Origin of the sequence: Hoskinsella mucinilytica, assembly GCF_045223415.1 — a bacterium.
GTDB lineage: Bacteria > Bacillota_I > Bacilli_A > Erysipelotrichales > Erysipelotrichaceae > Hoskinsella > Hoskinsella mucinilytica.
This window is the reverse complement of the sequence record NZ_JBEQZJ010000015.1, coordinates 51,090-77,987: the sequence shown is the minus strand read 5'-3', so window position 1 is coordinate 77,987 and position 26,898 is coordinate 51,090. Positions and strand designations below refer to the sequence as shown.

The window sequence follows — 26,898 nt, the reverse complement described above, 5'->3', positions numbered from 1 at the left end:
CCGACACTTCATCCCTTCTCATCAGTCTTATTGACTGATTTCTAAAACTGGCACTGTTATTATAACCCATATATAGCTTGAATACAAGTGAAGAAAATCAGAATTACAAGTTTTTCCGTTGAGTTTTATGATGTTTGATTGTGTACTTCATTCCTTATTAGGGTTTCAAATTCTGCAATAGGCACCGGTCTGGATATGACATATCCCTGAACTAAATCACATGGTGTCATACTTAAAAAGTTCATTTGGTGAATTGTTTCTATCCCTTCTGCAACTGTTGACATATCCAACTTATTTGTCATGTCAATAATGCTTCTAACAATGATATTTTCTTTCTGATTATCCATGTTTTCTGATGAGAAAAAGGCACCATCAAGCTTCACCGTATCTAACTCTAAATCTTTCAACATATTCAAAGAAGAGTAACCACTACCAAAATCATCCATGGAACAAGAGAACCCTGCCTCATGAATCCTTTGAATGATTGAGTGAAAAGCTTCCGGATTCTCAAAAACCATGGTTTCCGTTAACTCTATTTCCAAATATTCTGCAGGTATATCATACTGATTTACAATAGCGATATATTCATCGAGAAAATCTTGCTTCATGAAATGGGCCCGAGACATATTTACAGAAATCGGGTAAAGAGGTTTATGTTCCATTTTCCATTGATATAATAATTTACATACTTCTTCGAATACGAAAAGATCAAGATTAACAATGAATCCATTTTTTTCAAACAACGGAATGAATTCAGCTGGCGATAGAAAACCTAATTCAGGATGATGCCATCGAATCAATGCCTCTGCGCCATAAATCTTTTTATTTTTCAAAGAATATTTAGGTTGTAAATACACCTCAAATTCATGATGCTTTAAAGATTCTCTCATACAGTTTTCTATATTTTTTTCTTCTTGGAGCTTTTTTTGAATTTCCTCAGAATAAAAATTACAAACACATAGATTAGATGAGAAAATATGTTGTGATTTCCTTGCGGCATGTGCTCTATCTTCCATAGATGTAATAGAAAGAGTATTATCTGTCACATGATATACCCCTGCAGTAAACGTAAGATAATACTTGCATTGACTTTCTTGATTAAATTCATTGATATACTCTACCAAATCTTGTAATCTGGATTCTATTCTTTGATTGTCAGACTCTTTCATCAGAATGATAAAATTATCAGAAAATAATCTAGCTACACATTCCTCTGAATTTAGCTTATTTAATATCTTACTATGAATATAAGTCAAAACACGATCTCCTGCTTCTACACCTTCCATTTCATTAATTAATTTAAATTTTTGCATATTCATCCATATCAAAGTAAAAGTTCCCGGTTCAAAAGATTTAATGGTTGCTCCTGCACTTTGTTCAAATTTTCTGCGATTATAGCCTCCGGTAACATCATCAGAATAAGCGAGCCGATGCATTGATTTATTATATTCTTCTAATTGCTTTTTTTGTCGAGTAAGATCGCTGATATCGTTATATAGAAAAAGATAGATTGGTTCTTCCCCTATCCAATCAACACACTCCGCATTCACATTCAAATAATGACGATTTCCTTTTTTATCCAACGGTGAAATAGTAAAATTACAAGACTCTCCGCAATAAAGTTTATCATGAATCTCATAAGCTGCTTCAAAATCATGATTACCAACCTGATCATGTTTAAATATCAACGCTTCACCAAATGTCTCATAAAGTCTTTGGTTCCCTTGGATAAAATCATATCCTTTCTTTGTTACTTTATATTTTGTAATCAGACCGGGAAAAATATTTTCCATAATGCCTTTTTCTATTTTATCTTGCATCATATCAGAGATATCCATCATAACAGAATAAGCAATTTGAAAACCATCCACATATTCGTCAATTAACGTACCAACTAAGCGGATCCATACTTTTCTACCGCTTCTATGCTTCATCCTTCCGATATAGGTATATCTATTTTTATGCTGGGCAAGAGTTTCTTTGACCACACTTGTTAATTCAGCCCATCCTTCTGGATCATCTGCATAAAATAAATCCGGTCGATTTTGAAATAACTGTTCATATTCTTCTCTCTCATATCCAAACATCTCATAGTATCGTGCATTTGCCGCAACTAAAGTAAAATGTTCATCTAATTTGTGCTTACTGACACTCGTGTTTAAGGATTCTGTTAGATATTGATTTTCTATAGCTTCAGATAACACTGCGACCTTTTCTGTCATAAAGACACCTCCCAAACCTTTCCTAATGCTAAAACACCTACAAAACATATTAGGTAATGATACCCTAATTTATATCTCTCATAGTGTTATAAAAATCCATCTTTCCTATTTTGGCTATAGGTATATTCTATATTGGTTCCTACTAAAAATCAAGTTGTAAAGGCTTATTTTAGTTGATATAATGTTAACAATTACAACATATCATAAAGGAGGGGAGGTTCATGTATCAAGAACAGACTTTATATCATTATTTATATCAAGCACTAGTATCTCAGATTAGAAGCGGAGCTTTTCTCCAACAACGTACACTGCCTTCACAAAAAGTCCTTTGTCAACAATATAACGTTGGTATCACCACAGTCAGAAAAGTTATGAAAATGCTCCATGAGGAAGGATATATCCATACTGCATTGGGACAACCTGCAATCGTTATTTATACAGCCTCAATAGAAGAGTATATGTCAGTATTGATAGAGCGAAGAGAGGCAATCATTGATGGTTATCACGGATTAGGTCTTCTACTCCCTTTGCTTTATAAAGAAGCTGCTAAACATTGCGGAAAAGAAGAACTTATGACGATATCCAAGGCAATCGATACGATCGATGAATCCATGGATCATCCATCCCTCATACAAACAACCAATCTGGTCACAAAAACTTTGATACGATCCTTACATAATTCATTAATGATTGATTTAGAACTTGATGCAGAAAATTTCCTTCAAGTCCCTTTTCTTCCTTATCCTGGCTTGTGTAATCCTTTTGATCAAAGTGCTACAAGTGTAAAAGAATGGTTGACTAAACTTTATCATTATATCCTGAATAAACAATTTGATGAGCTATATGAAATGATTTCCGATACTTATGCAAGAAGTCGGAATACTGTTTTCACATATATGCAGACACTAGAACAATATGTTGAGCCAATATACCCAGCAAATAAGGAACATATGCAATGGTTTCATATTAAGGAACGATCTGAATTATATGCACGTTTGGCAATGAAATTGTTACGCAGAATCATAAAAGGAGAATTTTCTCAACAAAAATATATTCCTTCCATACCTGAAATCATGAAGGAATATGGGGTTATGAAAGAAACAGCTAGTCGTTCCATCGCTTTGCTTAATTCTCTTGGTATCACTCAATCCATCAATAAAAAAGGTACGATTGTTCGTAGTGGAGATCCTAGCGAAAATATGATTCAAATTGATTTTAATGATCCAATCATCCAACAACGTATTCAATATTGTTTAGAAGCATTGCAACTGATTATATTGGGTGTGGAAACTTGTACGCTGTTAAGTTATGAACGTAGAAAATGTTTAATAAAAGATATAAATCAAGCTCTGACTATTTCCAAAAACAGCATTAGTCCTATGTTGATACAACTTTTAATGGAGTTTGTGAAACAATCCATGCCAACACATTCTTTGAAGAATATTTTCCAACAACTAGATGAATTGCTGGTATGGGGTTATTATTTTAAAGCGGTAGATGAATCTCTTTATGCTGATCAACGCAAAACAATTGCAACCTTTCATACATTAATGGAAGTATTAGAAGACGATAATGAAGAAAAGATAAATTTGGCTTTGAAACAAACATTTCTTCAAATCTATCATGATGTCTATTTTATGATATCAAAAATGCCATATAATTTTAAAACATTACCGAACGTACTGACAAAAACATCCTAAGAACTAGCTTAAGATGTTTTTGTTATTGATACTAAATTATATTATTTTTTACTCTTTTTCATTTTTCTGCGATTATAACTATATAGCATTAAAAGCATTCCACTAGAAACTAAGATGTAAATAATCCAAATATCAACTTTTTTTGTATCGCCTGTTTGTGGTGCATTTGGTCTATATGAATTATCTGAATCATTAGATATCATAGTTTTTTCTGCAAGTACATAATAACTCATATGCTCTATATAAAAGCTAATAGTTGTATTCTCAACATAGGAGTTTATAGACTTTACTTTGCCATCTTTACTAACATGAAAGATAACAGGATTTTTGTAAGTAGAAGGTATGGTTAATGAAATTTTCACACTTTCTTCTAGTTGATATTTCTTCCCATCTTTATCTATGATATAAATATCATAAGGGATAACCTTTATACCATAACCTTTCATACAGTTTCCAAACCAAGATAATGCATCTTCATCTAAAATTGGAACAACTGAAAAAACAAATGAATCAGGGATATTACCTGTAATCGTTATTTTTATACCCTCATCTGTTATTATACTTGCATAACCGTCCTTCATTATTGCTGAATATCCACCATCTGGCAATTGCAACTTTGCGAAAACAGGTCCGCTATCACTACATTCATTATCATCTATATTATTCTCTGCTGCTGAAACAGTAAAAGTGCAGAAAAGCATTAATAAAATACTTAAAATTACTGTCGTTATTTTTTTCATACTCATTCTCCTATCGTTGTATATAAAGATACAGCACCTGCACTATAGTAAGTATCAGGCTCATATGCCATAATTTTTAGCTTTATTTTTTGACCAACTTGAGGTGTTTTTTTTAATTTAATCAAACTAACATATTCTCCAGGCTTTATCACTCCTGTTTCACCAAGTATTTCATTATTCTCATCAAGAATACGTAGTTTTAACCATACTTTATTCTCTGAATCATTTGTGAAATATATACTACCTTCATGATCTTTTATCATGACATTCCCACAAACATATGCAGTAAAATTCATTCCATCTTGATGGATTTTACTATAACCAAGATTTTCTGGTACTTTAGGTACTCCTGTTTCTGCTGTTTTATCAAAGTCTGGGATCATAAATTTATGATCATTTCCATTTTTATCACTAAATCGTAAAGCCAACAGCATTGCTAAAACAGTTAACACGCATAAAGCAGATACAATCACAATCTTTTTATTTTTCATGATATTTTAACACCTTTCTATACATTATCTGATTATCTCTCATGTATGTGCACAATATCTATATTACGCATATACATCGGAGATTATCTGAACATACTGTCCGAATAATCGTCTCGAATAATAAATATTCTTAACCTGTTATTTTCACAATCAGAGTACCAATTTGTTCCCCTTTAGCAAGATTTTCTGCATTTCCATCAAGAGTTCCTGAAAGAAATAAATAAGCACTTGTACTATCCGCACCATTAGGTCTTAAAAATGCACTTTCAAGCGTTTTTGTAGAATAATTTGTACCATCAATAGAGTTTGTTGTTTTCAACAAACCACTAATATCTTTATTTTTCACTGAATATGCAATATCAACATTAACTTTTGCATTTGAATTGTTTGTAACAGTAACTTTATTTTCATCTGTATTGCAAGACCATGTACCATTTTTACCAGTATCATACTGCTTTTTTTCTGCATCCCAAACGTATTTCTCAGGCGTATAAGTAAATTCCATACTACCCCAACTAACTGCCACACTATAAGTATCTTTACGACTTGCATTATAAGTTGCTTGAACACCTTTTTCATCTGTATTATTAGGTTCTGTTGTACTTTCAATAGGACTTGCTGCAAAAACAGAAGCCGACATACTCGCAGCTATCACCAGTGTAAAGACTGTAATAATCATTTTTTTCATTGTAGTTTTCTCCTCAATTTCCTTCCGTTATTCTAACGGTAACTGTTCCTATCCTCGTATTCTGAAGTGCCTTGCCATTAAAATCTGTACTTGTCAAATTTAAATAAGCAGATTTTGACTGTGCCTGACCTAATGTATTTATCGTTCCTGTATCTGCTGATGGTATCATCAAAGAAGTTATTGGTGTCGATCCTTCACTAAAAGTTCCATTTACTGTTTCAAAACCTGTACTTGAAGTATAGCTAAATCCTGCCTTTACTTCTTTATTAGAACGATTTTCTACTGTAATTTTGTTTGCATCAGTATCACAACTCCATTTACCTGTTTTTGAATCATCATATTCAAGCTTTTCAGCATTCCAAGTATGATTATCAGGAGTATACTTAAATTCCATACTTCCCCAACTAATATTTACAGAATATGTATCTACTTTATTCGGTGAATAATTTGCAGAAACATCCTTAGATTCCTTTTTTACGATATTACCTTGCTTTGTATAATAGATGCGGATAAAAGAATCACCAGATAACGTTTGTCCTAATGCTGCAAAGGAAAGATTTGTAAAATTCTCCCCTCTAATTCCAGAAAGAAGCGTATAGGTTCCTCCTTGAGCATCAATCATATCCTGTGTTATTTCATATTTTACATATTCAAAGTCTCCACCATTATATTCATTACCAGGCACACTACCTGATGTCCAATCCTTATCATCATTCCATTGATTTGCTTTTTCTGCACCACCAAGCTTAATCTGATAATTATAAGCTCCACCAATATTTTCGCTGTTTTTTATAATAGCACCCATATAAACCACACAAGGCTTTGTTATCTCATATGAACCTGCATTCATATTTTGATATCCACTTGTCTTGAGAGAGATAGACTCAACCTTCTCATAATCTGAAAGAGTAAGAATATCTTGTATAGGTTGCGTATTCACATTAACTTTCGTACCTGTGTCATAATATAATTCTGTTACAGTTCCATTCGCCTTGATTGACGCATCCCCAGTGATGCCCGTAACCATCATTATAGAAAATGATAGAATAAGTGATAAAATTTTCTTCATATATAAGTTTGCTCCTTTTCTTTTCATTACTTGTCGCTAATAGTTACGGTTACAGTACCTATTTTTGTATTATTAAGTCCCTTACCGTCAAATTCAGTACTTGTCAAATATAAATAAGCTTCTTTTTTCTGTGCTTCTCCAGGTGTATTTATCGTTCCTGTATCTGCTGATGGTATCGTTAAAGAAGTTATTACTGTTCCTTCACTTGATCCTTCACTAAAAATTCCATTTACTGTTTCAAAACCTATACTTGAAGTATAACTAAATCTTGCCTTCACTTCTTTATTAGAACGATTTTCTACTGTAATTTTGTTTGCATTTTCATCACAAGTCCATTTACCTGTTTTTGAATCTTCATATTTAAGTTGTTTAGGTTTCCATATATGCTCATCAGGAGTATACTCAAATTCCATACTTCCCCAACTAATATTTACTGAATACGTATCTGTTTTACTTGGTGCATACCTTGCCTTAATATCAACATTGTCTCTTTGTCCATAGCTTACTTCTATAAGATTACTGTCATACCCCTTAGGCATCCACAAATAGACATTACCATTACTATCTCCAAAGATACCTGTTACATTATAATAACTTGGTGTTCCACTTACCTTAATCGCTTTATTTTCATATCCCGCTGATGTTTTTTTTATGATTGAAAGCTCTTCATTCATATTATTTACCGGTGTACAACCTATCGTTGAATGAATTGATCCACCATCAATTACAACACTAGAGCAAGTACCGTTTGTGCCATTATTGCCAGATTTAACTCCAACACCACCATATCCTATATTACCACCGTTAATTCCATAACCACTATACCTAGTAGTTATAGAAAGATTTCCCCCTGAAAGGTTAATATTTGAACAATCTCCACCTGCGCCACCGTTTCCACCTTCTCCAATGAAATCAGACATGTCATCCTTCATTCCACCAGTACCACCAGTCCCGCCTTCTCCCCCGCCGATGCCGGTTTCAGAATTATTAATGTAAAGAATTCCTCCAGATATGTTTATTTCTGAACAATTCCCACCTTTGCCACCTGTGCCTCCATTTCCATCAGTGCCTGTAGAAAAGCGAGCTGATCCACCTTCTCCAGCTTTTCCCCCACCAATTGCTACTTTTTTACTATTAATTGAGATATTTCCACCAGATATACTTATCTTTGAACAATCGCCGCCAGTGCCTCCAGTCCCCCCATTATCATAATAAGTATCTATACCTAGTCCTCCTTCTCCTCCTCCGATTCCTACATCATCACTGGTAATCGAAAGCGTTCCTCCAGATATGCTTATATTTGAACAATTCCCACCTTTGCCACCATTTTCTCCATCACCCCCAGCTATTCCCGCACCATTACTTTTTATAGAAATATTGCTACCTGATATCGTAATATTCGAGCAATCATTGCCATCTTTTTCTCCACTATCCGTAACACCCCCAATTCCAACAGAACTAAGATCACTTATTATAAAAAGCTTACCACAAGTATCAGAACAACTGTGCCTTTGTTCTGATTTATGTTCACAAGTAAATTCTAAATTAGAATTATCAGAGTTTTTCTTTTCAATACCTGCCGCATTACTCTGAACACTTATATTATTTTCAGTATTATCCTTTGAAACTATTTTCACATTAGCATCACCTGTGATTTTTATTCCTGATAGCTTATCACTGCTTGTTTTAATATTTATCCCTGCAAGATTTAAATTAACTGTTCCAGTTGGAGCTGTGATTTCTATTCTATCACTTGTTTCAGAGCTTGCGTTTTTTAAGGTATAGTCACCCTCTTTTGAAATTGTTAGTATACCATTTGCATAGCTATATCCATCTGATGATCCTGAAATATCAAATCCACCTAATGTTTCTGCCCTTACTACAATACCAAGTCCTGAGAATAATGATACAACCATTACAACTGCTATAGTAAATGATAACATCCCTTTTTTCATAATGCTTCTCCTAATTTCCCTGCGTTATTTTAACAGTAACTGTTCCTATATTTGTATTAGAAAGTTCCTTACCATTAAAATCCGTACTTGTTAGATGTAAATACGCTTCTTTTTTCTGTGCTTCTCCAGGTGTGTTTGATGTTCCTGTATCTGCTGATGGTATCGTTAAAGAAGTTATTGCTGTTCCTTCACTTGATCCTTCACTAAAAAATCCATTTACTGTTTCAAAACCTATACTTGAAGTATAACTAAATCCTGTCTTCACTTCTTTATTAGAACGATTTTCTACTGTAATTTTGTTTGCATTTTCATCACAAGTCCATTTACCTGTTTTTGAATCTTCATAATCTAGTTGTTCAGCATTCCATTTATGAGTATCAGGAGTATATTTAAATTCCATACTTCCCCAACTAATATTTACTGAATACGTATCCACTGGTACTACTTCGTAGCTAGCAACTACCTGAGTATCTTCTTCTTTTACAAATCTAAGTACAAGCTGAATTGTTGAATCTTTTTGTATTGAATAGTCTTGTAAAGTTTTGCCATCCTCTAATAGCTTTCCTGCAAAAATCAATCGTTGTTGATCGACTGGGGTTCCAATTCTTTCTTCTATCAATGCTTTAAGATCTTCAACTCTATCAGCTGGTTCAACCTCCATTGTTACATGTTTTCCTGTGAGTGTTTTTACAAAAATCTGCATTGCATATGCCTGTGTTGTAAACAAAAGCAATGATATGGTACAAAATATACATACTAGAATCTTCTTCATACTAAGTTTTCTCCTATTCTTCTACTGTAATGGTGATAGGAATTTCTGTATTGATCATAGCTTTTTCTCCACTTTTCGCTTCATAATAACTAATAACAAATTTCCCTTCATAACTTCCTTTGGAAAGCTTATTCATATCCACTCCATCAAGTTTTTCTATCTTATAACCAGGATCTATCCTACCACTTTTCACAATTGTTTTATGATCGATTACAATTTCAAGCATCATATTTTGATTTGATTTTGATGGATTCTGAAATAAAAGATTTGCTTGTTTTGATTGAAGAGATAACGTAACCTTATTTGAATAAGTTAGACTTACTGCACCACCACCTTCGGGTTGTTCCAATTTTGTTTTATCATCATCTGCTTTTTCTGCATTTGATTCTATCTGTTGAGGTGCATAATCTAGATTTACTTTTGGTTTCGTGTCTCGAAAAAACAATGCCCATATAGTTACTCCAATTGCCGCCATACTGATTATGGAAAGACTAATGATGATTATTCTTTGTTTTTTGTTATCCATGTTATTCATCTCCTATTCCTGAAATTGTAACGGTGATTGTACCGATCTTTGTTAGATTCATTTCCTTATTAGGAAGTGTTCCGTTAAGTTCTACATAAAAGTCTTTTTCAGTAGATTTTGGAAGAATAACAGACTTGTTAATCACTGTGTTATCATTTTTTATACTTGCTGTTATCGTACTGTATGCAGAATCTATTTGATGTTTCATATTTGCTTCTACACTGACATTACTTTTATTTTTTACTTTTATTCTATTGCTATCAGTAGCGCATTGCCATTCTCCCTGTGCATAGGTAAGCGTATCAGCATTCCATTCACCCTCTTGATAAGTAAATTCCATTGTTCCCCACTCAAGATCAACTGAGTAAGTAGCATCAGGTGTATTAGTGAACTCTCCTCTCTGAGGTTGATAAACTGTACCATGGCTATTATCAATCACAGGGTATCGGTCAAGGTTTGTTCCCTCAATATTTTGGTAAAAAGCTTGTGTGCCATCGGTTACACCTTCGTTTAAAAGGTAAGTAACCTCACCTGAGGAAAAATGAGCGTCAGTTTTAGCTATTGTTGTATCACTACCACTACCTACTCCGTTTAGATTGGCATTTATTTTATCTGTTTTTAGATAGTAGGAATTTGTAATGCTGGCAGTGTCAGAATTTGAACCACTTATACTACCAACAAAGGCATTTCCACTTACTGTGCCGATATTATAGCAATTTACAATTGAATACTGATTCCATCCACAGACACCGCCGCTGCTTCTACCGGTACTGTTAATAGAGCCTGTATTATAACAGTTTTTGATTGTACCTAGGTTTATTCCACTCACCCCACCGATACATTCATAACCGCTGACATTACCTGAGTTGTAGCTATTTTCAACTGAGGATGATGCCTCATTTTCTCCACTGATCCCACCGATATAGCTATCACCTGTAACAGTGGCACTGCTGAAGCAATTTATAATTTTACCTCTGTTAAGTCCACTGATACCCCCAACATCATATTTTCCTTTGATGTATGAATTAATGACACCTAGATTTCTTATTTCACCGGTATTAGCTAAAACAGCAAATAATCCTTGATTGTCCTCATCAGATTTAATATAAACACCGCTGATCGTGTGCCCATTTCCGTCAAAAATCCCATAATATTGAACCTTGATAGGTGTCCATTGTTCCCAAATATTAGACGATGTACCATCATAACCGGATAAATCACCCGTGTTCAACACAATATCGGCGGTTAAAATACCGTTAATACTGCTTTGACCACCATTAGCCATATCTCTGAAGATTTTAAGTTGTGTAGCTGTGCCAATTTCATAATAGGTTTTACCATCAATTATGGTAGTAGACATATTAGAATAAGTATTATCTTTTTGATAAACTGTACCATGACTGTTATCTAGAACAGGATACGCATCACGATTTGCTCCTTGGATGTTTTGATAAAAGGCCTGTGTCCCATCTGTTACTCCTTTATTCAGAAGATAAGCAACCTCACCTGAGGAAAACTGTTCAGCAGTTTTATATGTCGTTCCATCTATGGAATCAATTTCTTTGGTTCCAAGATAATAGCAGTTTTCAAGTATTGCATTCGGATAACTGTAATCACATAAAATAGTATCCTTGGCATAGGTATAACAATTTTTTATCGTGCCGATGTTCGAAATGCTAATTGCTCCAGCGGGAACACCCTTCCCCATACTCTTAATAACACCTTCATAAAAACAATTTTCTATTATTCCTTGATTTTCTACACAAATACCTCCAACTTGAATAAAAGTATCCTCAGTTTCTAAATATATATATGAGTTTATAACCCCAATATTTTTTACTGTTGCATTTTTCCCTATATAATAAAACAATCCAGTCGCTGCCACATTCTTACTATTGTCATTAATATAAATCCCACTTATTGTGTGTCCTGTGCCATCTAAAGTTCCATCAAATTTATTAATAGGTTTCCATTGTTCCCAATTGTTAGGTGATGTGCCATCATATCCTGATAAATCACCTTTATTAATTACAATGTTTTCAGTCAATACAAAAGTTACACCCGCACAGGTGTTTCCATTATTAACGATTTTTGCTAAGTTATTAAATTGGTTTTTATCGCAAATGGTATACGTTTTACCACTTTCTGGTTGAACTTGATCTGTGAGTGCTATCATTTCAGATGTATCTGTTACTGCATGTATTACATACCATGATGTAGGTAACATTGTAAAACATAACAAAAGGCTTAAAACAGATACCTTTATCTGTTTCATAAAACTCGATTTCTTCTTACTTTTTGTTGAAGAAGCTTCCCATTTTATCATATAATTCTCTCCTAAATAAATATTTATATTAATTTTTTTATAGATGATTAGATACCATATTCTTATCTATTTTTAATACTCTTGTTTCTTCTAAAATTCATGAGCTTTTATATTATATTTGCATGAAGGATTCAAGTCAACAGCTATGGCGTATACAGGAATTATAAGGCGAAAAAGGTAAAATTTATTGTACAAATAATTAGATATAGATATAATATAAAAAAACAATAGTTTAAAGGAGTAGAATATGAAACATTATACTGATCAAGAAATTATTGAAAAGACTCGTGAGACCATTCATTTTTTTGTAAAGAGACAGATTGATTCTTTTGTTGATGTTTTAGATGAAAATTTTGTTTGGATTGGCGATTATGAACCGCTATATATGAAGGGTATTCCAGCTTTTTTACAAAGTGTTCAATATGAAATAGAACAACCCTGTGTGGAACTTAGTGATGAGGAGTATAGCATCTTAGAACATACACAACAGATATGGGTAACTTATGGTAGATTTTATGCACAATTAAATAATATGTCTGCAAAAGTTCATTTTACTTTTGTCTGGAAGCAGCAAGATGAAAACTTAGTTCTCATCCATGCAAATGCGAACCATGCGAAACAAATGCCTACTGAAACAGCTCAATCCACAATATTTGAAAATATTCCTATTGCCAAGTCATCATCACAAACAAAAGAACAAGTAAAACTAAGTCTACATGATATTCACGGAAATACTCATTATATAGATGTACATGAAATTGTGTATATACAATCAAACAATAAACTTTGTGATATTCATTTAAGAAAGAGTTTTTTTACAGTTAGAAAATCATTATCATATTTTACTAACTATTCACTTGTTCGTGTTCACAAAAGTTATGTTGTTAATCCTCTCTATGTTCGATCTATTCGACGATATAGTGCTACTTTAACAAATAGAAGTGAGCTTCCTTTAGGAAAAGAGTCTTATATGAAATTAAAAAAAATATTAGAGGAAAGAGAATAAACATATAGTAATACATTGAACATCAATAAAAAAGGAAACGAATCATTCTACAGCTTCGCTTCCTTTATAAACTATGATATTAGAACTTCAAATTCATTGAAGATCGCTATCTATTCAATTGTATTCATAGGATTTTATCTTTGTATTGGATACGAATCTTTTTCCTTCCTGATTCCTTCCATTTACAATATATCGTCCATATGTTCATGTACCTGAATTTTATGAATATAGCTTTTCTTTTATTTACCATTTCTACTGTCGCAGGTTTCTAATGTTACTTTGTTATCCTGTTGTCAAACTTGCTATATTCGATCTATTTATTTATCTGTTTATCACTTCCTTGATCTCGACTGAATGTTTACTATATGATGTATGATTCAGTTCACATCACCTCCATGATTCAGATGCTATAACCCTCAATGCTCATCGATAGATATTCTGACTTTGTTAGAATACACATTGATCTGTTTCTAATCTATCAGACTCTATACCAGAAGATTGCTTTTCTTTTATGAAATGACTTTGATACGAACATTCTCAATGATTTGTCATATACCTCTCATTTTCATAAAGATCAAGACGTTTACAGCTTTATATCTTGTTTATGTACTCGCTGTTTTACTTTTATTTTCAACTTCATAACTTCAACAGCATTTCCATAAATAGAATATAACCTAAAATTCATTCACTACATAGAGCTTCTGCTTTCACACAGTCCATAGAATCACTTCTATGGTTTCCTGATACCTTGTTAGAATTACTATAACTTCTTCAGGCTTTAACTTCCGATGCTCCACACCGTATGTCCAATGATCCGTTAAATATTATGATATTCATATAACTTTCTATCTAATGGAATCCCTATACAAGAGAAACTTTCACGCATTAGATATTAGACAAGTTCCACAATATTTAACTAGCTAACGTTCCCATCTTCTCACCGCTCTCTTTCTTTTTCTATTTACACCTTTATTATAACCGCCAAGAAACGTGTGTAAAGAGATGTGGAAAAATTGGTAAAATATTGGAATAATCGGTTTTTTAATAAAATCAAAGATTCTGAAAAGAAAAGCCCGAATGGGCTTTCTATATTTATAAAGATTTCACATTCCGACAAGAGCATGCATCTTTTCTGTAACTGTTGGACGTTTTGATCGTGAGATCGGCAATGCCAGTTTATCTAAATACAATTGATCCTGTTCTATTTTTGTAATATATTGCATATTAACTAAATAACTCACATGAATCCATAAGAAATCATAAGGCTCAAAATATGTTGCCGCATCCTTCATATTTTTTCGTTCTCTGAACTCTCCACGTTTGGTATGATAAATCAAATATTTTTCTTCCTTTTCAATATAGAAAATATCATTGATATGTAAAGGTACAGATACGTGGTTATAAGTAAACAGATATTCTTCTTCTCGTTTGAGTAATATATCAATATATGGACAGATTTCCTGTATCTCATTTTTGATATTCTTACGATCTAAATATAAAATACGTTGATAAGGATAACGTTGCTTCATACTTTCTTTTAACTCTGATTCAGTATATAACACGATTCTTCTTGTCTTCGGTAATACAAAAGTCTGAGTAATTCTAGGTATGTCAAATTTCTCATGAAATAAAACGATATGGAATTCGTTTTTTTCATCTGCTCTTGCGAATTCAGATATTCGAGTGAAGTATTCAAATGACCATTCTCGATTCTTTAGATTTCTCATCAATTCAAAAAGAACCTCTTTTGCGATATCTTCTGTTTCTAAAATAGCCAAACGAATCATGCCACTCACCCTTTCTATTTTACATCCTGATAGGTTGTCAATTGTATCTGTTCTTTATCCAAAAATGTTTTAACATCCTTACTACATAGAATATCAAGCTCATCTATACGTTGTATAGCATAACTTGTGACCTTACATAAAAATTTATCAACGTAGGCAGGATGACACATTAAATCATATACTTTATTCTCACTCATTCCTGTGACGATATGTTTAAAGCTTTCTAATGAAACTCCTTTATCATAAAATGCAATCGTTAATTCTGATTGTAGAGCATCGTTTTGATAAGTAAAACCTCCTCGAATCGGATATGGATATTCCTTCAACAACCGTTCAATAATCGGTTTCATTTTCTTTGTTGTATGGATATGATGATGAGAATCTATATGATCAATTCGAATACCGGTTGCCAATACCTTCTCCATTTGTGCTTTACATTCTTGATAAATCTCTTCTTCATCCAATTCTTCTAAATATCGTTGATTTCGGAAGTAGCCATCTTTTTCTATCAACGTTTTGTGAGTTGGAAGGAGTGGTTTATAACAGGTCACATTCAAATGTACACCTATCCCTAAATCAGGATTGGCTTTTGCCAAAGCTATCGCATGATCAAATGCAGGCATATTAGCCATAATCGTAGATGATGTGACCACTCCTTCCTGAAAACCTTTTAAAATGCCATAGTTTACTGCTTCGCTTAAGCCAAAATCATCGGCATTTATAATTAATTTTCTCATTTTTCTTTTTCCTCCTTGTCAAGATGATTCTTCTATATTATACTCTTTATTAGGCTTATATGAAAGCGGTTTAAAATTTTCGTGTTTAAATGATAACAAGCGGGTCATACTTTTGATAAAGGAGATGGATTTACATGGAGTTTTTATGGATCTTTTTCTGGCTTGCGGTAGCTACATCCTTTCTGTTTGGAATATACTGTATCATAAAGAAGCATATTGCTTCTGGTGTCCTTCAGACGATAGTTACTATCACATTTACTTATCTTTCAGCTCAAATTGGCATAAACAGCGGATATTCCGGTAAAGGAGAAACAGAATTTGCTTACTTTTTGGAACGTTTGTTTACTTTGAAATTAGATGCTGTTTTGTTGGTAGTTCTTTTGATTCTAGGAATCGGTTGTAATATCTATCATATTGCCATATTACAGGATATCAAAAATGAGAAGAATATGATATTCTATTTGAAAAGATAACGCAAATAAAAACTCTGGTGTGCGAAGTCCAGAGTTTTTTTCAACATAAGCAATCATGATATGCATAATAATAAAAAAAAGTAACACTTCTATCAATATAAAGAAAGATACACCCCAGGGATCTGTGATAGAAGATTTATAATAGTCCTATGTTGATTTCAATGACCTTTTTGAATACATTTTCGATACCCGAACGTTCTATCCACTTTTCAAGTTCCACCCTATTCTCTGGCTCCTCATCAATATCAAGAATTTCGACCATCATCTCAAATGCTTCCTCATCTGGAAGATACAAGCACCCCACTCCTTTCTGCCTGATCCCAAATACTATTCTAAAAAGTGTCTATCACATTTTAGCATGTTCCATGGTATACGAACAATCTTTTCCTAGGCAATTGCGCTATTTTTTTTATTTTCAAAATAATTTCTCATTCAGAAAAAATAACGCAGCTGAATTAATTTTTGAGAAAATCAAGCAGTCAAACAAGTTGCTTTTCCTTCTCATTCACGATATGATGGATAACGGTGATAAAGATGAAAAAAGTAATTCTAATTGGATATCCTAATTGTAGTACATGTAAAAAAGCAATGAAAACATTGAAAGAACATGGTGTTGATGTAGATTTTCGTCATATTGTTGAAGATACACCTTCTAAAGAAGAACTTATCCATATATGGGAATTAAGTAAGTTACCTTTGAAAAAACTATTCAATACGAGTGGTAACTTATATAAAGAATGGAAACTGAGGGATCGCCTTCCCGATATGAGTGAAGATGAACAGCTTCAATTATTAAGTGAGAATGGAATGTTAATCAAACGACCAATCGTTATTGATGGGGAAAACATATATATAGGATTCCAGGAAAAGAATTATGAGAATATATGGGCATAAAGCTGAATTTGTGCTATAGTAAACGTATACAAACTTGAGGTGATAATTGTGATATTAGGTGAATCATTAGAAGATTATTTAGAAACATTGCTGATTTTGGAAAGTACCGGTAAAATTCGCTGTGTTGATGTCGCAGCAAAGATGAGTGTTAGTAAGCCATCTGTGAATAAAGCAATGAATGTATTAAAAGAAAAAGGCTATGTGCTTCAAGAAAGCTATGGAGATATTCATTTGACGGATGCGGGTAGAGATATCGCAAAAAGTGTCTATCATCGTCATGAAACAATTTCTAATTTCTTACAGAATATTTTAGGTGTAAGTGCTGAGCAGGCAGATGAAGATGCTTGTCATATCGAACATGTCATTAGTGAAGAAACATTTGAAAAAATTGAGAATTATAAAAAAACCATTGGCTAAAAATCAATGGTTTTTATTTGGGATAAAATAAGGTCTGATAATTTTTCTTCATCTGTTCACTGAGATCTTTTTCATCCATATGAAGTAATTCACAAACCTTTTCAAAGGTATAATTTACATACATGGGTTCATTTTGTTTTCCACGAAATGGATGAGGTGTTAGATATGGGCAATCTGTTTCAACAAATATTTTATGAACATCACAAACTGCCGGTACTTCTAACAAATGATTTGCGTTTTTAAAGGTGATCGGTCCCGCAAAAGATATATATCCTCCCATTCGCATAACGGTTTGAGCAGTTTCCTTACTACCACTGAAACAATGCATCAAAAACGGTGTCTTGGCATATTGTTGTAGAATTTCGATCGTATCCTGAGTTGCATCTCTCATATGTATCAAAATAGGTTTATGGTATTGATTGGCCAATTCAATCTGACGAATGAAGCCTTTTTTCTGATCTTCTCGTTTTACTTGATCCCAATGATAATCCAGACCAATTTCACCTAAAGCAATGACCTCATCATTTGCCAACACCTTTTCTAATCGATCATAATCGTCCTCATGAAAATCATAGAGATCACTAGGATGAAAGCCCATCGCAATATCGAAGATATCTTCCCTTTGTTTCAGCTCTTTTGCTCGTTCAAAGGTTTTCCAATCAATACATACGATTAACATACGTTCTACATGATGGTATTTTGCATTCATAATGACCTCATGAATATGACTGTATAATTCATCACAGGTGATATGACAATGTGTATCAATTAAAGAATAGTTCATGCTATGTACCTTCTTTCTCTTTTCTCTTGTATTATATCATACCACTTATCATCAGCAAACTGATTTCATCCACCTCCTCTATAGAAAAAGGTTGGCGCTCTTTCACTTTCATGCTATGATAAACTAGACTTTATTGAATAGGAAAGGTGAACATACATATGATATTATCAGATAAGACGATCATGAAAATGACAAAGGAAAGAAGCCTCATTATCGAACCACTTTTAGATGATCAAATTCAGCCGGCAAGTGTGGATATTCGTTTAGGAAATACGTTTAGTATCGTAGAGGATTCTTCTACCGGAATCATTTCCATGGGAAAAGAAATTCCATATAAGACGATGGTTGCCGATAGTTATATCTTATTACCAGGACAATTTGTTTTGGCCACTACAATGGAATACATTTCTTTACCAGATCATTTAACTGCCTTTGTGGAAGGAAGAAGTTCTCTTGGTAGAATGGGATTATTCATACAAAATGCCGGTTGGGTAGATCCTGGCTTTGAGGGAGAAATCACGTTAGAATTATTCAATGCGAATCGCTGTGCGATAGAACTACGATCCGGTAGACGTGTCGGACAGTTGGTATTTGCGGATATGGATGAGCCAGCGCTTCATCCTTATCAAGGAAAATACCAAAAACAAAGAGGCGCAACAGGTTCTAAAGTTTATCTAGATGAAGAATTAAAAATAAAATAGATTTGATGTTCAAAAAAAGCGCTACTATGCGCTTTTTTCTTGCGATTATTTTCCTAAACAGAAATTTGTGAATAATGTATCCAAAAGATCCTCTCTATGAACCTCTCCTAAAATTTCTTTTAAAGAGGTATATGCATCTTGTATATCAATTTCAACCATATCTAATTCCATACCATCCTGTAAGGCAAGCATAGCTTGTGTCATGCTTTGTTTTGCTCGTAGCATCAAAGAAATCTGACGCTCATTTGCTAAAGAAGGCTCTTTCATTACGATCTTATGTTTATCAAATAAATGATGAATTTCTTGAATCAAAGCATCAATATCTTTTGTTTGCGCACTAATAGAAATACCATCAGATACCTTACATAAATCTGTTTTGTTATATACGATGATCCTTGTTTTATCCTTTGTCATATCCATAAGTTCTTTATCTTGTTGATCTAAATCTCTAGATGCATCTAACACTAAGATAACCAATTGTGCTTCACTTATTGCCTGTATACTTCGTTCAATACCTATTTTTTCTACAACATCCTTTGTTTCTCTGATACCAGCGGTATCAATTAAATTCAACGTCAATCCTTCCAAATGAATATGACCTTCTACGATATCACGAGTGGTACCCGCTATCTCAGTAACAATCGCTTTATCCTCTTCTAACAGAGCATTCAACAAGCTACTTTTACCGACATTCGGTTTTCCTATGATGGCTGTTTTGATACCTTCCTTCAGAAGCTGACCACTTTGTGCACGTTCTAAGATTTGATCGATATGAGTTAACCATTCTTCTACCTTAGGTAATACAATATCATTTGTTAATTGTTCTACATCATCATATTCGGGATAATCGATATTTACTTCGATATTGGCAATGATATCGAGTATTTGTTCAATCAATGGATCTAATAGTTTTTTCACGCTGCCTTTGATTCCTTGTATCGCTAATTTACTATTTTCATTTGTTGTTGCCTGTATCATATCATGAATAGCTTCTGCTTGGGTTAAATCAATTCTTCCATGTAGGAACGCACGTCGTGTGAATTCACCCGGTTGTGCTAATCTTGCTCCTTGCATCAAACATAACTGTAATATTTTTTTTGTAATAAATCTACCACCATGGCAATTAATTTCTACGATATCTTCTCTTGTATAGGTTTTAGGAGCCTTAAATACAGAGATCAATACTTCATCTATTGCCTCTTTTGTAAGTGGATCAATGATATATGCATAAGAAATGGTGTGACTTTTTTTCTCACTTAAATGGCAACTACAAAGACGATCTGCAATTGAAATCGCTTCATCGCCACTCATTCGTATGATGGAAATAGCTCCATCTACTGCTGCTGTTGAAATGGCTGCTATGGTATCCTGTAACATATCCTTCACCTCGTTATCTTTGATATTGTATCATACTTAGAAATCAATGGATATGACGATCTATCATTTTTATTTTTTTCACTTTATTTTAAGCTTATATAATCCAATCCTCACAATATAAAAATAGCATAAACCATATAGTTTCATGCTATTTTAATCATCTGCATATAATTATGATAATGCAGCTTTCAAAACCTTTTCACCATCCCAAAAGCCAAAATCCTTTTGATCTATGACCTTCACCACTTTACCCGGATACTTTTGTTTTACTTCATCACACATCGCAAATAGTTCTGGTCCTAATAAGATGATATCTGCATCTTTTCCTCTTGTGTCAATCTTCGATGCGCTATCCATATGGATGGTAACATCCAGTTGATGATCCTTAGCACATTGATTCATCTTTTGAATCAGTCTATTGGTATTCGCATCCATATCGGTATTCATCCCAGTGATATTGAAAATCATGATATCTTTATGCCCTGTTACTTGAAACCATTCTTTTTCTTCATCTAATTTCATTGTTTTGTCCTCCGTTTTTCACGTTCTTTTTTAAATAGTATACCACTAAAAAAAGAAAACGCAATCGATTTCATCAAAAAAGAAGTCATGTGACTTCTTTATGTAACAACGCTTTTCTCCAAGCTGGCGCTTCCCCGTTTGGACTCCAGAATTCCTTTAATGTGGCAATCTTATGTTCCTTTATCTGAAATATCGATATCGCTATAAAGGACATTTCTTTATCCTCTACCAAGGTTTCCGTTATCACTCCTTGTTCTATTTCATAAACAGATTTCACTGTTTCCTTCCACTCTCCGGGATAGCTTGCATTTGCGATTATGAATTGTTTCACAGAAAATATTTCATTTGTATTCGGCCATTGAATAACAGCATCTTCATGAAATAAATGCTCTAATTCTTGAAAATGCTGATTTGTCATGTGATTCCAAAACTGATAAGCGATTTCTTTCTTTGTCATATCGTTGCTCCTCTCTATGTTATATTACGAAAAGCAACTTTTTTAAACGACTCGAGACATGCTTTCTTTGATCATCGTTTTCATACCAATGGATACTTTCATTCATCATGTCTTCACCCAATATTCCTTACAATCTTTCGTTCGATCTAAATAACCATATTCTATTAAATACCTGCGAATGGTTACGTGATCCTCATAAATATCTTTTAATAAAGCATTTAATTCTTTTTCTTGATATCGCTTATTTGGATCTAATTGTTTTACAATGGTGCGAAGAACAATGATCTTTTTCTTTTCCTTCACCGGAAACTGTTTTAATTTTAATGGCTGTAATGTTAGAAACATCGTATCTAATACCTGTTGTTCTTCTTTTTCTGTGGCGATAAAACGATCATCTACTTGCTTTGCGGTTGCGTGAATATGTAAAAAATGATCATCTTTATTCTCCATTGCCAATTCATAAAGTGCTAAATATATCCTTGCTTGTTTTGCCTTTTCTTTAAAGACAAATCGCTGATGACGTATGGTAGAGGCACTGGTATTGGTAAGATTGGCGATTTCCTTATCACTTTTTCCTTCTCTGATATAGCGAAATAACACCTTTTGTACTTCAGTCAAACTATTATCTTTTTTATCCAACTCAAGTAATTGTTCAAAACAACCTCCATGTTGTTGTTCAATATGATACTTCACTGCAGCCTTTGCAGTAAGAAAATGACCATCAATCGGATACACTTCATCTTCGCAAAACATGGTATCACACATAAGGCATCGATATCCATGCTCTTCTTTGCGATATCCACATTTTATCTCTTCCAAAGAACTTCTGTTTTCCTTCAAAAAAAGCACCTCCTTGTTTATAAAATCTATCCACATTATATCATGTTTCATTGATTTTTCTATAGACAAGAAGGTGTTTTGATTAGTTGGCGATATGATGGTGAAAAATCGGTGTGGTAGGATCGATCACCTTAAACTCATAACCTTGTGCTTTGAATTCCTTTAAAATAGCAGGTAAAGCTTTTACAGTTTCGCCATTCCCTGCGCCATCATGCATTAACATCATTACGCTCTGTTTTCCTTTTGCTTCCTTTAATGCCGTTTCTATCAAAGTATCCGCACTCAATCCCGGATTTCCATCTCCGTTTTCAGCATTCCAGTCATAATATTGATAGCCTTTATCTTGAACCTGTTTAGATAATACAGTCATGATTCCTTGATTGTATTTACGAGAAACCGTATTACTGGCACCCCCTGGAAAGCGCAGAAAGGGTGTAGTCGATCCTGTTTGACGTTTGATGATTTCATTTACTTCATCGATATCCTTAAAATATGCCTCAGGACTTGTATAGATTTTCGCATAATCATGAGAGTATGTATGGACTCCGATGGCATGTCCTTGATCCTTTTCTTCTTTGATCATTGACTCATATTCCGGAAATTCCCCTGTCACAAAAAAGGTTGCTTTGACATCGTTTTCTTTTAATATGTTCAATACCTCTGCAGTATGTTTGCTAGGTCCATCATCAAAAGTCAGATACATCACTTTTTCCTCTGCTTTCGCAACTGCTGGCTTTGTGGCTTCATCCGCAAAATGACGAAATACGATTGCCATAAATGTCACAAAAACCAAAAACCCTATACTCGCAATCAAAACTTTTTGAAATGTTTTCTTATTCATGTTCATCACCTGTATTTAGTATGGTCTTTTGATTCTTTCTTAAACGAAAACGTGATACAATAGGGATGAGGTGATGATATGAAATGCGAATGGGAAATCATCCATGCCTTTTTACAGGATAAAGAAATCAAACAATGTCATTTTTTTCCTTTATTAAACAAATTTAAACAGCCAGATCAAAAACGTAAAGATGTATGCAAAGAGCTATCCACACAGCTTGAATCCATCATAGAAGAATTCCCGATCTTTAATCGAGTTCTTTGGAATGAGATATTTCATGATGAAAAAGAATGTTTGGAACATATCATAATTCTTCCTGTTGTCGGCACAGAGGAACATAACGTCATAAAAAAAGATGATCAGATATATCTGCTATTGGATCTAATCAAAATCGCAAATATCACACCGATCATTTCTCAAATGGTTTATGTTATGGAAAATTTTCTTACTTTAGAGATTACCAAGTTATGTATCCATTCTCGCTATCCACTATCTAGTAAGAATTATCTAGACTTGTTGGACTATTTTACCTTTACCAATGGTTTATCACACTTCTTATCATGGAATGAAGACGCAAAGCTTTATAAATTTTATACCGATAAATATGAACCATATAAAGAAAAAGCATTTTCAATGTTAGCACAATCTTTAGATATTGAAAATAAGGCATTACAACATAACATCTTGATTCACGCAACCAGTGGAGATTTTTGGAGCCAGTTTCCCAAAGTTGCCGGAATGTTTTATTTTGATGATATCTTTAGAGAATATGGAAACCAAGGTATCGTATTTCTTTATCAGAAAGGTCCAAAACGATTTATCCAACATATTTTTCAAGAATAAAACAATTTACAACGCTATCAATCTCTCGTTTTAAAAGATTGTTAGAAAGGAAAAGGTATCACATGATGTAATATCATCGATCTGATACCAGATAAAACATTATGAACATCAATGAAGCACATATCATCTATTTTAGTCCTGCCAATCATACGGAGCAAGTTTGTAAAGATATTCAAAAACAACTTATCGTTCCTTCTTCGCTTCATAATCTTACAGCTCATGCCAGTTATTATGAACAAACTTTCGGTATGAATGACTTAGCTATCTTTGCGGTTCCTTCTTTTGGTGGAAGAACTCCGGCGATTGCATTAGATAAATTCAAAAGCATACACGGTAACCATACACCATGTATCTTACTTGTTACTTATGGAAATAGAGCCTATGAAGATACATTGATCGAGTTGTATGACTTTGTAAAACAACAAGGATTTTCTCCAATCGGTGCAATGGCTATCATATGCGAACATTCCATTATGCATATTTATGGATCAGGTAGACCTGATACAACAGATGTAGAACAAATGCATGAATATCTCAAAAACCTATTTGTTCGTTTAGATAACGATACGACAACAGAGATCAGTGTACCCGGTCATCGTCCTTATAAAGAATTAAAGACGATTCCTATGGTTCCAAAAGCCGGTAAGGATTGCACAAAATGTGGTGCTTGTGCAATACAGTGTCCAATGGAAGCGATCCATCCTGACCATCCACAGGAAACTGATACATCAAAATGCATCTCTTGCATGCGGTGTGTAACAATCTGTCCTCAACATGCACGCAAAGTAAATCCTGTCTTATTGAAGGGCGCAACTTTAAAATTGAAGAAAGCTTGCGAAACAAGAAAAGAGATTGAATTAATTTAAGAAAATAACATAAAAAGCAATCCAACGATTGCTTTTTATCATTGTATACCATCATTTTTACCAATAAGATGATGGGCATTCCTGATGTACTTCCATATTGAATCATTTATGCAGGTGAGATTGATTTCCTGCAAGAGAGTAGAAGCTAAAGGTAGGATCTGAATATATCATCATTTTTTGAGGAAGAATCGGATAGGGTTCAGATCTGTTTATGATAAGATTTATCAACTGGTAAGTACATCGGATCAGCCTTATATGGTTCAGCATGTGGATGGTAGTTTTGTCAGAATCAGTGATAGAAGGGGTAATACATGGATGATATAAGTATCCTTTTATGAGCATCTATATTGCAATTTATCAGGAATGTAAAACAGATGACGAATGTTGATGGTTGTATGGTTTTTTCAACATCCTTCATAAAACGATATGGGCTTCTTAATCATTCAATGTTCATTTGAATTCTGAAACGCATGGGAGTCAGATCATGCTGAATTCTCAACTCCCATGTAATACTTACATAAAAAAACTTATCCTTTCTGTGAAACAGATTAAGGACAAGCCAAATCGCCTGCGGTGCCACCTTACTTGATTCTAATAAAAGAATCCACTCATGCTCTCGCATTTGTTCGTAACGTGAACAACGTCTTGTATACTAAGGCAGTTTGCCTGTTCCCTTTGCCCTCTATGGCCCACATATCAATACAGCATACGGCAGGATCTCACCATTCCCTGCTCTCTTTACGTGCTCATATCAAATGTTCCATTTCATCGGTTTTATTCCCATGTGATGTATATCATATCTGAAAAACTTTCATTCGTCAATGTGTTTTTGATACAATTTTCATTCCGTTTACAACTTTTTACATTTTGTTTATCATTTATATACATATCGAAATTTGTAAAAGTTAGTATATGATGACGAAATTCCTAAAAAATGCGTTATAATAGATTTGAGGAGAATATCATGAAAAGGAATAGAAAAGGATTTACAATGGTAGAAATCATTGTCGTGTTATTGATCATAGGTATCTTGCTTGCCATTATGATACCATCTATTATGGGCTATGTATCTAAGGCTAAGGATGCTCAGCTCTTAACGGAAGCCCGTAGTGTATTGTTAGCCACAAAAGAAATGGGCGCAAAGCTATATCATAGCGATGATCTAGAACGATTACCCAATGATGATCTAATCCATAAACAAATCATTACAAACAGCGGTACACAAGCAGATCTATTAGAAATAGAGCTCAATAAGCAAAAGAATGGATCCGGTGATTTCACAATAGAGCTAAATCAAAAATTCATTTATTATTATGATGAAGAACAACGTTTTGAAATTAAAACTAATGCAGAACCTATCACACTTGCGAAAAGGTTAAATCGTAATCTAAGCAATATTGCACAAGTTAAATTTCTGAAAGATGGTTCAAAACTTATCTCTATTTATGACTATTTATTTGAAAGAACTTCTACATCAAATATCGATTCAGAAGGAAAGAATTTCGGAATCAAGATAAAGACTAAGTTATCGGAAGACTTTGGGTTCAGTGATAATGATTATAGTTTTAGCATTTATAGACAATCAAAAAATTTCAGTGGCGCAGAAAATAATGTATCCATCATGGTAACGGAACATCAATTAACAAAAGAAGATATCAATCAAACCGTCAAAGTAACCTTATTTGATTACAGTGATCAACAATTTCAATCTGTTCCTGTGATTCGCAGTGGTGTGGTTACTGTCAAAACAAAGAATGTAGATGGAAGCTTTCCATATTTAGATGTTTCTAGCTTTAAACCGGATAATAATTGATGAAAAGAGTTCATAAAACTCTTTTTTCTTCATGTTTGGTTTTATATATAA

General features: G+C 33.6%; 27 protein-coding genes. 9 read left to right on the top strand and 18 right to left on the bottom strand.

The window, feature by feature from the left end:
• Positions 1-125: 125 nt before the first annotated feature.
• Positions 126-2,222: a sensor domain-containing protein gene (locus UGRO018_RS07130; RefSeq protein WP_416325782.1), complete on the bottom strand. Its 2,097-nt coding sequence runs from the start codon at positions 2,220-2,222 to the stop codon at positions 126-128.
• Positions 2,223-2,443: 221 nt separating this feature from the next.
• Between UGRO018_RS07130 and UGRO018_RS07125 the strand changes: the two genes are divergently transcribed.
• Entirely contained in the window at positions 2,444-3,922 is a 1,479-nt protein-coding gene (locus UGRO018_RS07125; RefSeq protein WP_416325781.1) for a GntR family transcriptional regulator, read from the top strand.
• Positions 3,923-3,963: 41 nt separating this feature from the next.
• On the opposite strand, the gene UGRO018_RS07120 is transcribed toward UGRO018_RS07125, so the two are convergent.
• The 8 genes from UGRO018_RS07120 to UGRO018_RS07085 all read right to left on the bottom strand — a co-directional run bounded on the left by UGRO018_RS07120 (position 3,964) and on the right by UGRO018_RS07085 (position 12,489).
• Positions 3,964-4,662, bottom strand: a complete 699-nt coding sequence (locus UGRO018_RS07120; RefSeq protein ID WP_416325780.1) for a hypothetical protein — start codon at positions 4,660-4,662, stop codon at positions 3,964-3,966.
• 2 nt (positions 4,663-4,664) lie between these two features.
• Positions 4,665-5,153 carry a hypothetical protein gene (locus UGRO018_RS07115; protein ID WP_416325779.1) on the bottom strand — a complete coding sequence of 163 codons (489 nt, stop codon included), beginning with the start codon at positions 5,151-5,153 and terminating at the stop codon, positions 4,665-4,667.
• A gap of 130 nt (positions 5,154-5,283) precedes the next feature.
• Positions 5,284-5,841 (bottom strand): hypothetical protein, encoded by a 558-nt coding sequence (locus UGRO018_RS07110; RefSeq protein ID WP_416325778.1) that lies wholly within the window; start codon positions 5,839-5,841, stop codon positions 5,284-5,286.
• Positions 5,842-5,854: 13 nt separating this feature from the next.
• Positions 5,855-6,910, bottom strand: a complete 1,056-nt coding sequence (locus UGRO018_RS07105) for a hypothetical protein (RefSeq protein WP_416325777.1) — start codon at positions 6,908-6,910, stop codon at positions 5,855-5,857.
• 26 nt (positions 6,911-6,936) lie between these two features.
• Complete coding sequence (locus UGRO018_RS07100; RefSeq protein WP_416325776.1) at positions 6,937-8,865, bottom strand: hypothetical protein; 1,929 nt, start codon at positions 8,863-8,865, stop codon at positions 6,937-6,939.
• Between the two features lie 10 nt (positions 8,866-8,875).
• On the bottom strand, positions 8,876-9,637 hold the full coding sequence (locus UGRO018_RS07095; protein ID WP_416325775.1) for a ubiquitin-like protein: 762 nt from the start codon (positions 9,635-9,637) through the stop codon (positions 8,876-8,878).
• Between the two features lie 13 nt (positions 9,638-9,650).
• Positions 9,651-10,163 (bottom strand): hypothetical protein, encoded by a 513-nt coding sequence (locus UGRO018_RS07090; protein ID WP_416325774.1) that lies wholly within the window; start codon positions 10,161-10,163, stop codon positions 9,651-9,653.
• Position 10,164: 1 nt separating this feature from the next.
• Entirely contained in the window at positions 10,165-12,489 is a 2,325-nt protein-coding gene (locus tag UGRO018_RS07085) for a GLUG motif-containing protein (protein WP_416325773.1), read from the bottom strand.
• A gap of 247 nt (positions 12,490-12,736) precedes the next feature.
• Between UGRO018_RS07085 and UGRO018_RS07080 the strand changes: the two genes are divergently transcribed.
• The gene (locus tag UGRO018_RS07080; protein ID WP_416325772.1) at positions 12,737-13,495 is read left to right on the top strand and encodes a LytTR family transcriptional regulator DNA-binding domain-containing protein; all 759 of its coding nucleotides are present in this window, start codon (positions 12,737-12,739) and stop codon (positions 13,493-13,495) included.
• A 1,103-nt stretch (positions 13,496-14,598) separates the two neighbouring features.
• On the opposite strand, the gene UGRO018_RS07075 is transcribed toward UGRO018_RS07080, so the two are convergent.
• Together UGRO018_RS07075 and chbG are read right to left on the bottom strand one after the other, a co-directional pair.
• Positions 14,599-15,282, bottom strand: coding sequence for a LytTR family transcriptional regulator DNA-binding domain-containing protein (locus tag UGRO018_RS07075; protein ID WP_416325771.1), 684 nt, complete (start codon positions 15,280-15,282; stop codon positions 14,599-14,601).
• A 14-nt stretch (positions 15,283-15,296) separates the two neighbouring features.
• Complete coding sequence (gene chbG, locus UGRO018_RS07070) at positions 15,297-16,019, bottom strand: chitin disaccharide deacetylase (protein WP_416325770.1); 723 nt, start codon at positions 16,017-16,019, stop codon at positions 15,297-15,299.
• Positions 16,020-16,153: 134 nt separating this feature from the next.
• On the opposite strand from chbG, the gene UGRO018_RS07065 reads away from it, so the two are divergent.
• Complete coding sequence (locus UGRO018_RS07065) at positions 16,154-16,492, top strand: hypothetical protein (protein ID WP_416325769.1); 339 nt, start codon at positions 16,154-16,156, stop codon at positions 16,490-16,492.
• Between the two features lie 136 nt (positions 16,493-16,628).
• Here UGRO018_RS07065 and UGRO018_RS07060 read toward each other — a convergent pair whose 3' ends face one another.
• Complete coding sequence (locus UGRO018_RS07060; protein WP_416325768.1) at positions 16,629-16,757, bottom strand: hypothetical protein; 129 nt, start codon at positions 16,755-16,757, stop codon at positions 16,629-16,631.
• A 269-nt stretch (positions 16,758-17,026) separates the two neighbouring features.
• Here UGRO018_RS07060 and UGRO018_RS07055 point away from each other — a divergent pair, with 269 nt between their 5' ends.
• Positions 17,027-17,386, top strand: a complete 360-nt coding sequence (locus UGRO018_RS07055; RefSeq protein WP_416325767.1) for an arsenate reductase family protein — start codon at positions 17,027-17,029, stop codon at positions 17,384-17,386.
• 48 nt (positions 17,387-17,434) lie between these two features.
• On the top strand, positions 17,435-17,803 hold the full coding sequence (locus UGRO018_RS07050; RefSeq protein ID WP_416325766.1) for a metal-dependent transcriptional regulator: 369 nt from the start codon (positions 17,435-17,437) through the stop codon (positions 17,801-17,803).
• 13 nt (positions 17,804-17,816) lie between these two features.
• Here UGRO018_RS07050 and UGRO018_RS07045 read toward each other — a convergent pair whose 3' ends face one another.
• Positions 17,817-18,587 carry a TatD family hydrolase gene (locus UGRO018_RS07045; RefSeq protein ID WP_416325765.1) on the bottom strand — a complete coding sequence of 257 codons (771 nt, stop codon included), beginning with the start codon at positions 18,585-18,587 and terminating at the stop codon, positions 17,817-17,819.
• A 158-nt stretch (positions 18,588-18,745) separates the two neighbouring features.
• Here UGRO018_RS07045 and dcd point away from each other — a divergent pair, with 158 nt between their 5' ends.
• Positions 18,746-19,288, top strand: coding sequence for a dCTP deaminase (gene dcd, locus UGRO018_RS07040; protein WP_416325764.1), 543 nt, complete (start codon positions 18,746-18,748; stop codon positions 19,286-19,288).
• Positions 19,289-19,333: 45 nt separating this feature from the next.
• Here the strand turns inward: dcd and mnmE are convergent, their stop codons facing one another.
• The 5 genes from mnmE to UGRO018_RS07015 all read right to left on the bottom strand — a co-directional run bounded on the left by mnmE (position 19,334) and on the right by UGRO018_RS07015 (position 23,325).
• Positions 19,334-20,665 carry a tRNA uridine-5-carboxymethylaminomethyl(34) synthesis GTPase MnmE gene (gene mnmE, locus UGRO018_RS07035; RefSeq protein WP_416325763.1) on the bottom strand — a complete coding sequence of 444 codons (1,332 nt, stop codon included), beginning with the start codon at positions 20,663-20,665 and terminating at the stop codon, positions 19,334-19,336.
• A gap of 171 nt (positions 20,666-20,836) precedes the next feature.
• Complete coding sequence (locus UGRO018_RS07030; protein ID WP_416325762.1) at positions 20,837-21,187, bottom strand: PTS sugar transporter subunit IIB; 351 nt, start codon at positions 21,185-21,187, stop codon at positions 20,837-20,839.
• A gap of 85 nt (positions 21,188-21,272) precedes the next feature.
• Positions 21,273-21,644, bottom strand: a complete 372-nt coding sequence (locus tag UGRO018_RS07025; RefSeq protein ID WP_416325761.1) for a nuclear transport factor 2-like protein — start codon at positions 21,642-21,644, stop codon at positions 21,273-21,275.
• 105 nt (positions 21,645-21,749) lie between these two features.
• On the bottom strand, positions 21,750-22,484 hold the full coding sequence (locus UGRO018_RS07020; RefSeq protein ID WP_416325760.1) for a DUF2087 domain-containing protein: 735 nt from the start codon (positions 22,482-22,484) through the stop codon (positions 21,750-21,752).
• An 82-nt stretch (positions 22,485-22,566) separates the two neighbouring features.
• On the bottom strand, positions 22,567-23,325 hold the full coding sequence (locus UGRO018_RS07015) for a polysaccharide deacetylase family protein (RefSeq protein WP_416325759.1): 759 nt from the start codon (positions 23,323-23,325) through the stop codon (positions 22,567-22,569).
• 78 nt (positions 23,326-23,403) lie between these two features.
• Between UGRO018_RS07015 and UGRO018_RS07010 the strand changes: the two genes are divergently transcribed.
• From UGRO018_RS07010 to UGRO018_RS07000, 3 genes are all read left to right on the top strand, one after another.
• Positions 23,404-24,168 (top strand): hypothetical protein, encoded by a 765-nt coding sequence (locus UGRO018_RS07010; protein ID WP_416325758.1) that lies wholly within the window; start codon positions 23,404-23,406, stop codon positions 24,166-24,168.
• A gap of 101 nt (positions 24,169-24,269) precedes the next feature.
• On the top strand, positions 24,270-25,034 hold the full coding sequence (locus UGRO018_RS07005; RefSeq protein WP_416325757.1) for a 4Fe-4S binding protein: 765 nt from the start codon (positions 24,270-24,272) through the stop codon (positions 25,032-25,034).
• Between the two features lie 964 nt (positions 25,035-25,998).
• The gene (locus tag UGRO018_RS07000) at positions 25,999-26,847 is read left to right on the top strand and encodes a prepilin-type N-terminal cleavage/methylation domain-containing protein (RefSeq protein ID WP_416325756.1); all 849 of its coding nucleotides are present in this window, start codon (positions 25,999-26,001) and stop codon (positions 26,845-26,847) included.
• Positions 26,848-26,898: the final 51 nt, after the last annotated feature.

Excerpts from the sequence above, each read along its gene's own strand:
- UGRO018_RS07130 (WP_416325782.1), bottom strand. The coding sequence starts at position 2,222 with ATGACAGAAAAGGTCGCAGTGTTATCTGAAGCTATAGAAAATCAATAT.
- UGRO018_RS07125 (WP_416325781.1), top strand. The coding sequence starts at position 2,444 with ATGTATCAAGAACAGACTTTATATCATTATTTATATCAAGCACTAGTA.
- UGRO018_RS07120 (WP_416325780.1), bottom strand. The coding sequence starts at position 4,662 with ATGAAAAAAATAACGACAGTAATTTTAAGTATTTTATTAATGCTTTTC.
- UGRO018_RS07115 (WP_416325779.1), bottom strand. The coding sequence starts at position 5,153 with ATGAAAAATAAAAAGATTGTGATTGTATCTGCTTTATGCGTGTTAACT.
- UGRO018_RS07110 (WP_416325778.1), bottom strand. The coding sequence starts at position 5,841 with ATGAAAAAAATGATTATTACAGTCTTTACACTGGTGATAGCTGCGAGT.
- UGRO018_RS07105 (WP_416325777.1), bottom strand. The coding sequence starts at position 6,910 with ATGAAGAAAATTTTATCACTTATTCTATCATTTTCTATAATGATGGTT.
- UGRO018_RS07100 (WP_416325776.1), bottom strand. The coding sequence starts at position 8,865 with ATGAAAAAAGGGATGTTATCATTTACTATAGCAGTTGTAATGGTTGTA.
- UGRO018_RS07095 (WP_416325775.1), bottom strand. The coding sequence starts at position 9,637 with ATGAAGAAGATTCTAGTATGTATATTTTGTACCATATCATTGCTTTTG.
- UGRO018_RS07090 (WP_416325774.1), bottom strand. The coding sequence starts at position 10,163 with ATGGATAACAAAAAACAAAGAATAATCATCATTAGTCTTTCCATAATC.
- UGRO018_RS07085 (WP_416325773.1), bottom strand. The coding sequence starts at position 12,489 with ATGATAAAATGGGAAGCTTCTTCAACAAAAAGTAAGAAGAAATCGAGT.
- UGRO018_RS07080 (WP_416325772.1), top strand. The coding sequence starts at position 12,737 with ATGAAACATTATACTGATCAAGAAATTATTGAAAAGACTCGTGAGACC.
- UGRO018_RS07075 (WP_416325771.1), bottom strand. The coding sequence starts at position 15,282 with ATGATTCGTTTGGCTATTTTAGAAACAGAAGATATCGCAAAAGAGGTT.
- chbG (WP_416325770.1), bottom strand. The coding sequence starts at position 16,019 with ATGAGAAAATTAATTATAAATGCCGATGATTTTGGCTTAAGCGAAGCA.
- UGRO018_RS07065 (WP_416325769.1), top strand. The coding sequence starts at position 16,154 with ATGGAGTTTTTATGGATCTTTTTCTGGCTTGCGGTAGCTACATCCTTT.
- UGRO018_RS07060 (WP_416325768.1), bottom strand. The coding sequence starts at position 16,757 with ATGATGGTCGAAATTCTTGATATTGATGAGGAGCCAGAGAATAGGGTG.
- UGRO018_RS07055 (WP_416325767.1), top strand. The coding sequence starts at position 17,027 with ATGAAAAAAGTAATTCTAATTGGATATCCTAATTGTAGTACATGTAAA.
- UGRO018_RS07045 (WP_416325765.1), bottom strand. The coding sequence starts at position 18,587 with ATGAACTATTCTTTAATTGATACACATTGTCATATCACCTGTGATGAA.
- dcd (WP_416325764.1), top strand. The coding sequence starts at position 18,746 with ATGATATTATCAGATAAGACGATCATGAAAATGACAAAGGAAAGAAGC.
- mnmE (WP_416325763.1), bottom strand. The coding sequence starts at position 20,665 with ATGTTACAGGATACCATAGCAGCCATTTCAACAGCAGCAGTAGATGGA.
- UGRO018_RS07030 (WP_416325762.1), bottom strand. The coding sequence starts at position 21,187 with ATGAAATTAGATGAAGAAAAAGAATGGTTTCAAGTAACAGGGCATAAA.
- UGRO018_RS07025 (WP_416325761.1), bottom strand. The coding sequence starts at position 21,644 with ATGACAAAGAAAGAAATCGCTTATCAGTTTTGGAATCACATGACAAAT.
- UGRO018_RS07015 (WP_416325759.1), bottom strand. The coding sequence starts at position 23,325 with ATGAATAAGAAAACATTTCAAAAAGTTTTGATTGCGAGTATAGGGTTT.
- UGRO018_RS07010 (WP_416325758.1), top strand. The coding sequence starts at position 23,404 with ATGAAATGCGAATGGGAAATCATCCATGCCTTTTTACAGGATAAAGAA.
- UGRO018_RS07005 (WP_416325757.1), top strand. The coding sequence starts at position 24,270 with ATGAACATCAATGAAGCACATATCATCTATTTTAGTCCTGCCAATCAT.
- UGRO018_RS07000 (WP_416325756.1), top strand. The coding sequence starts at position 25,999 with ATGAAAAGGAATAGAAAAGGATTTACAATGGTAGAAATCATTGTCGTG.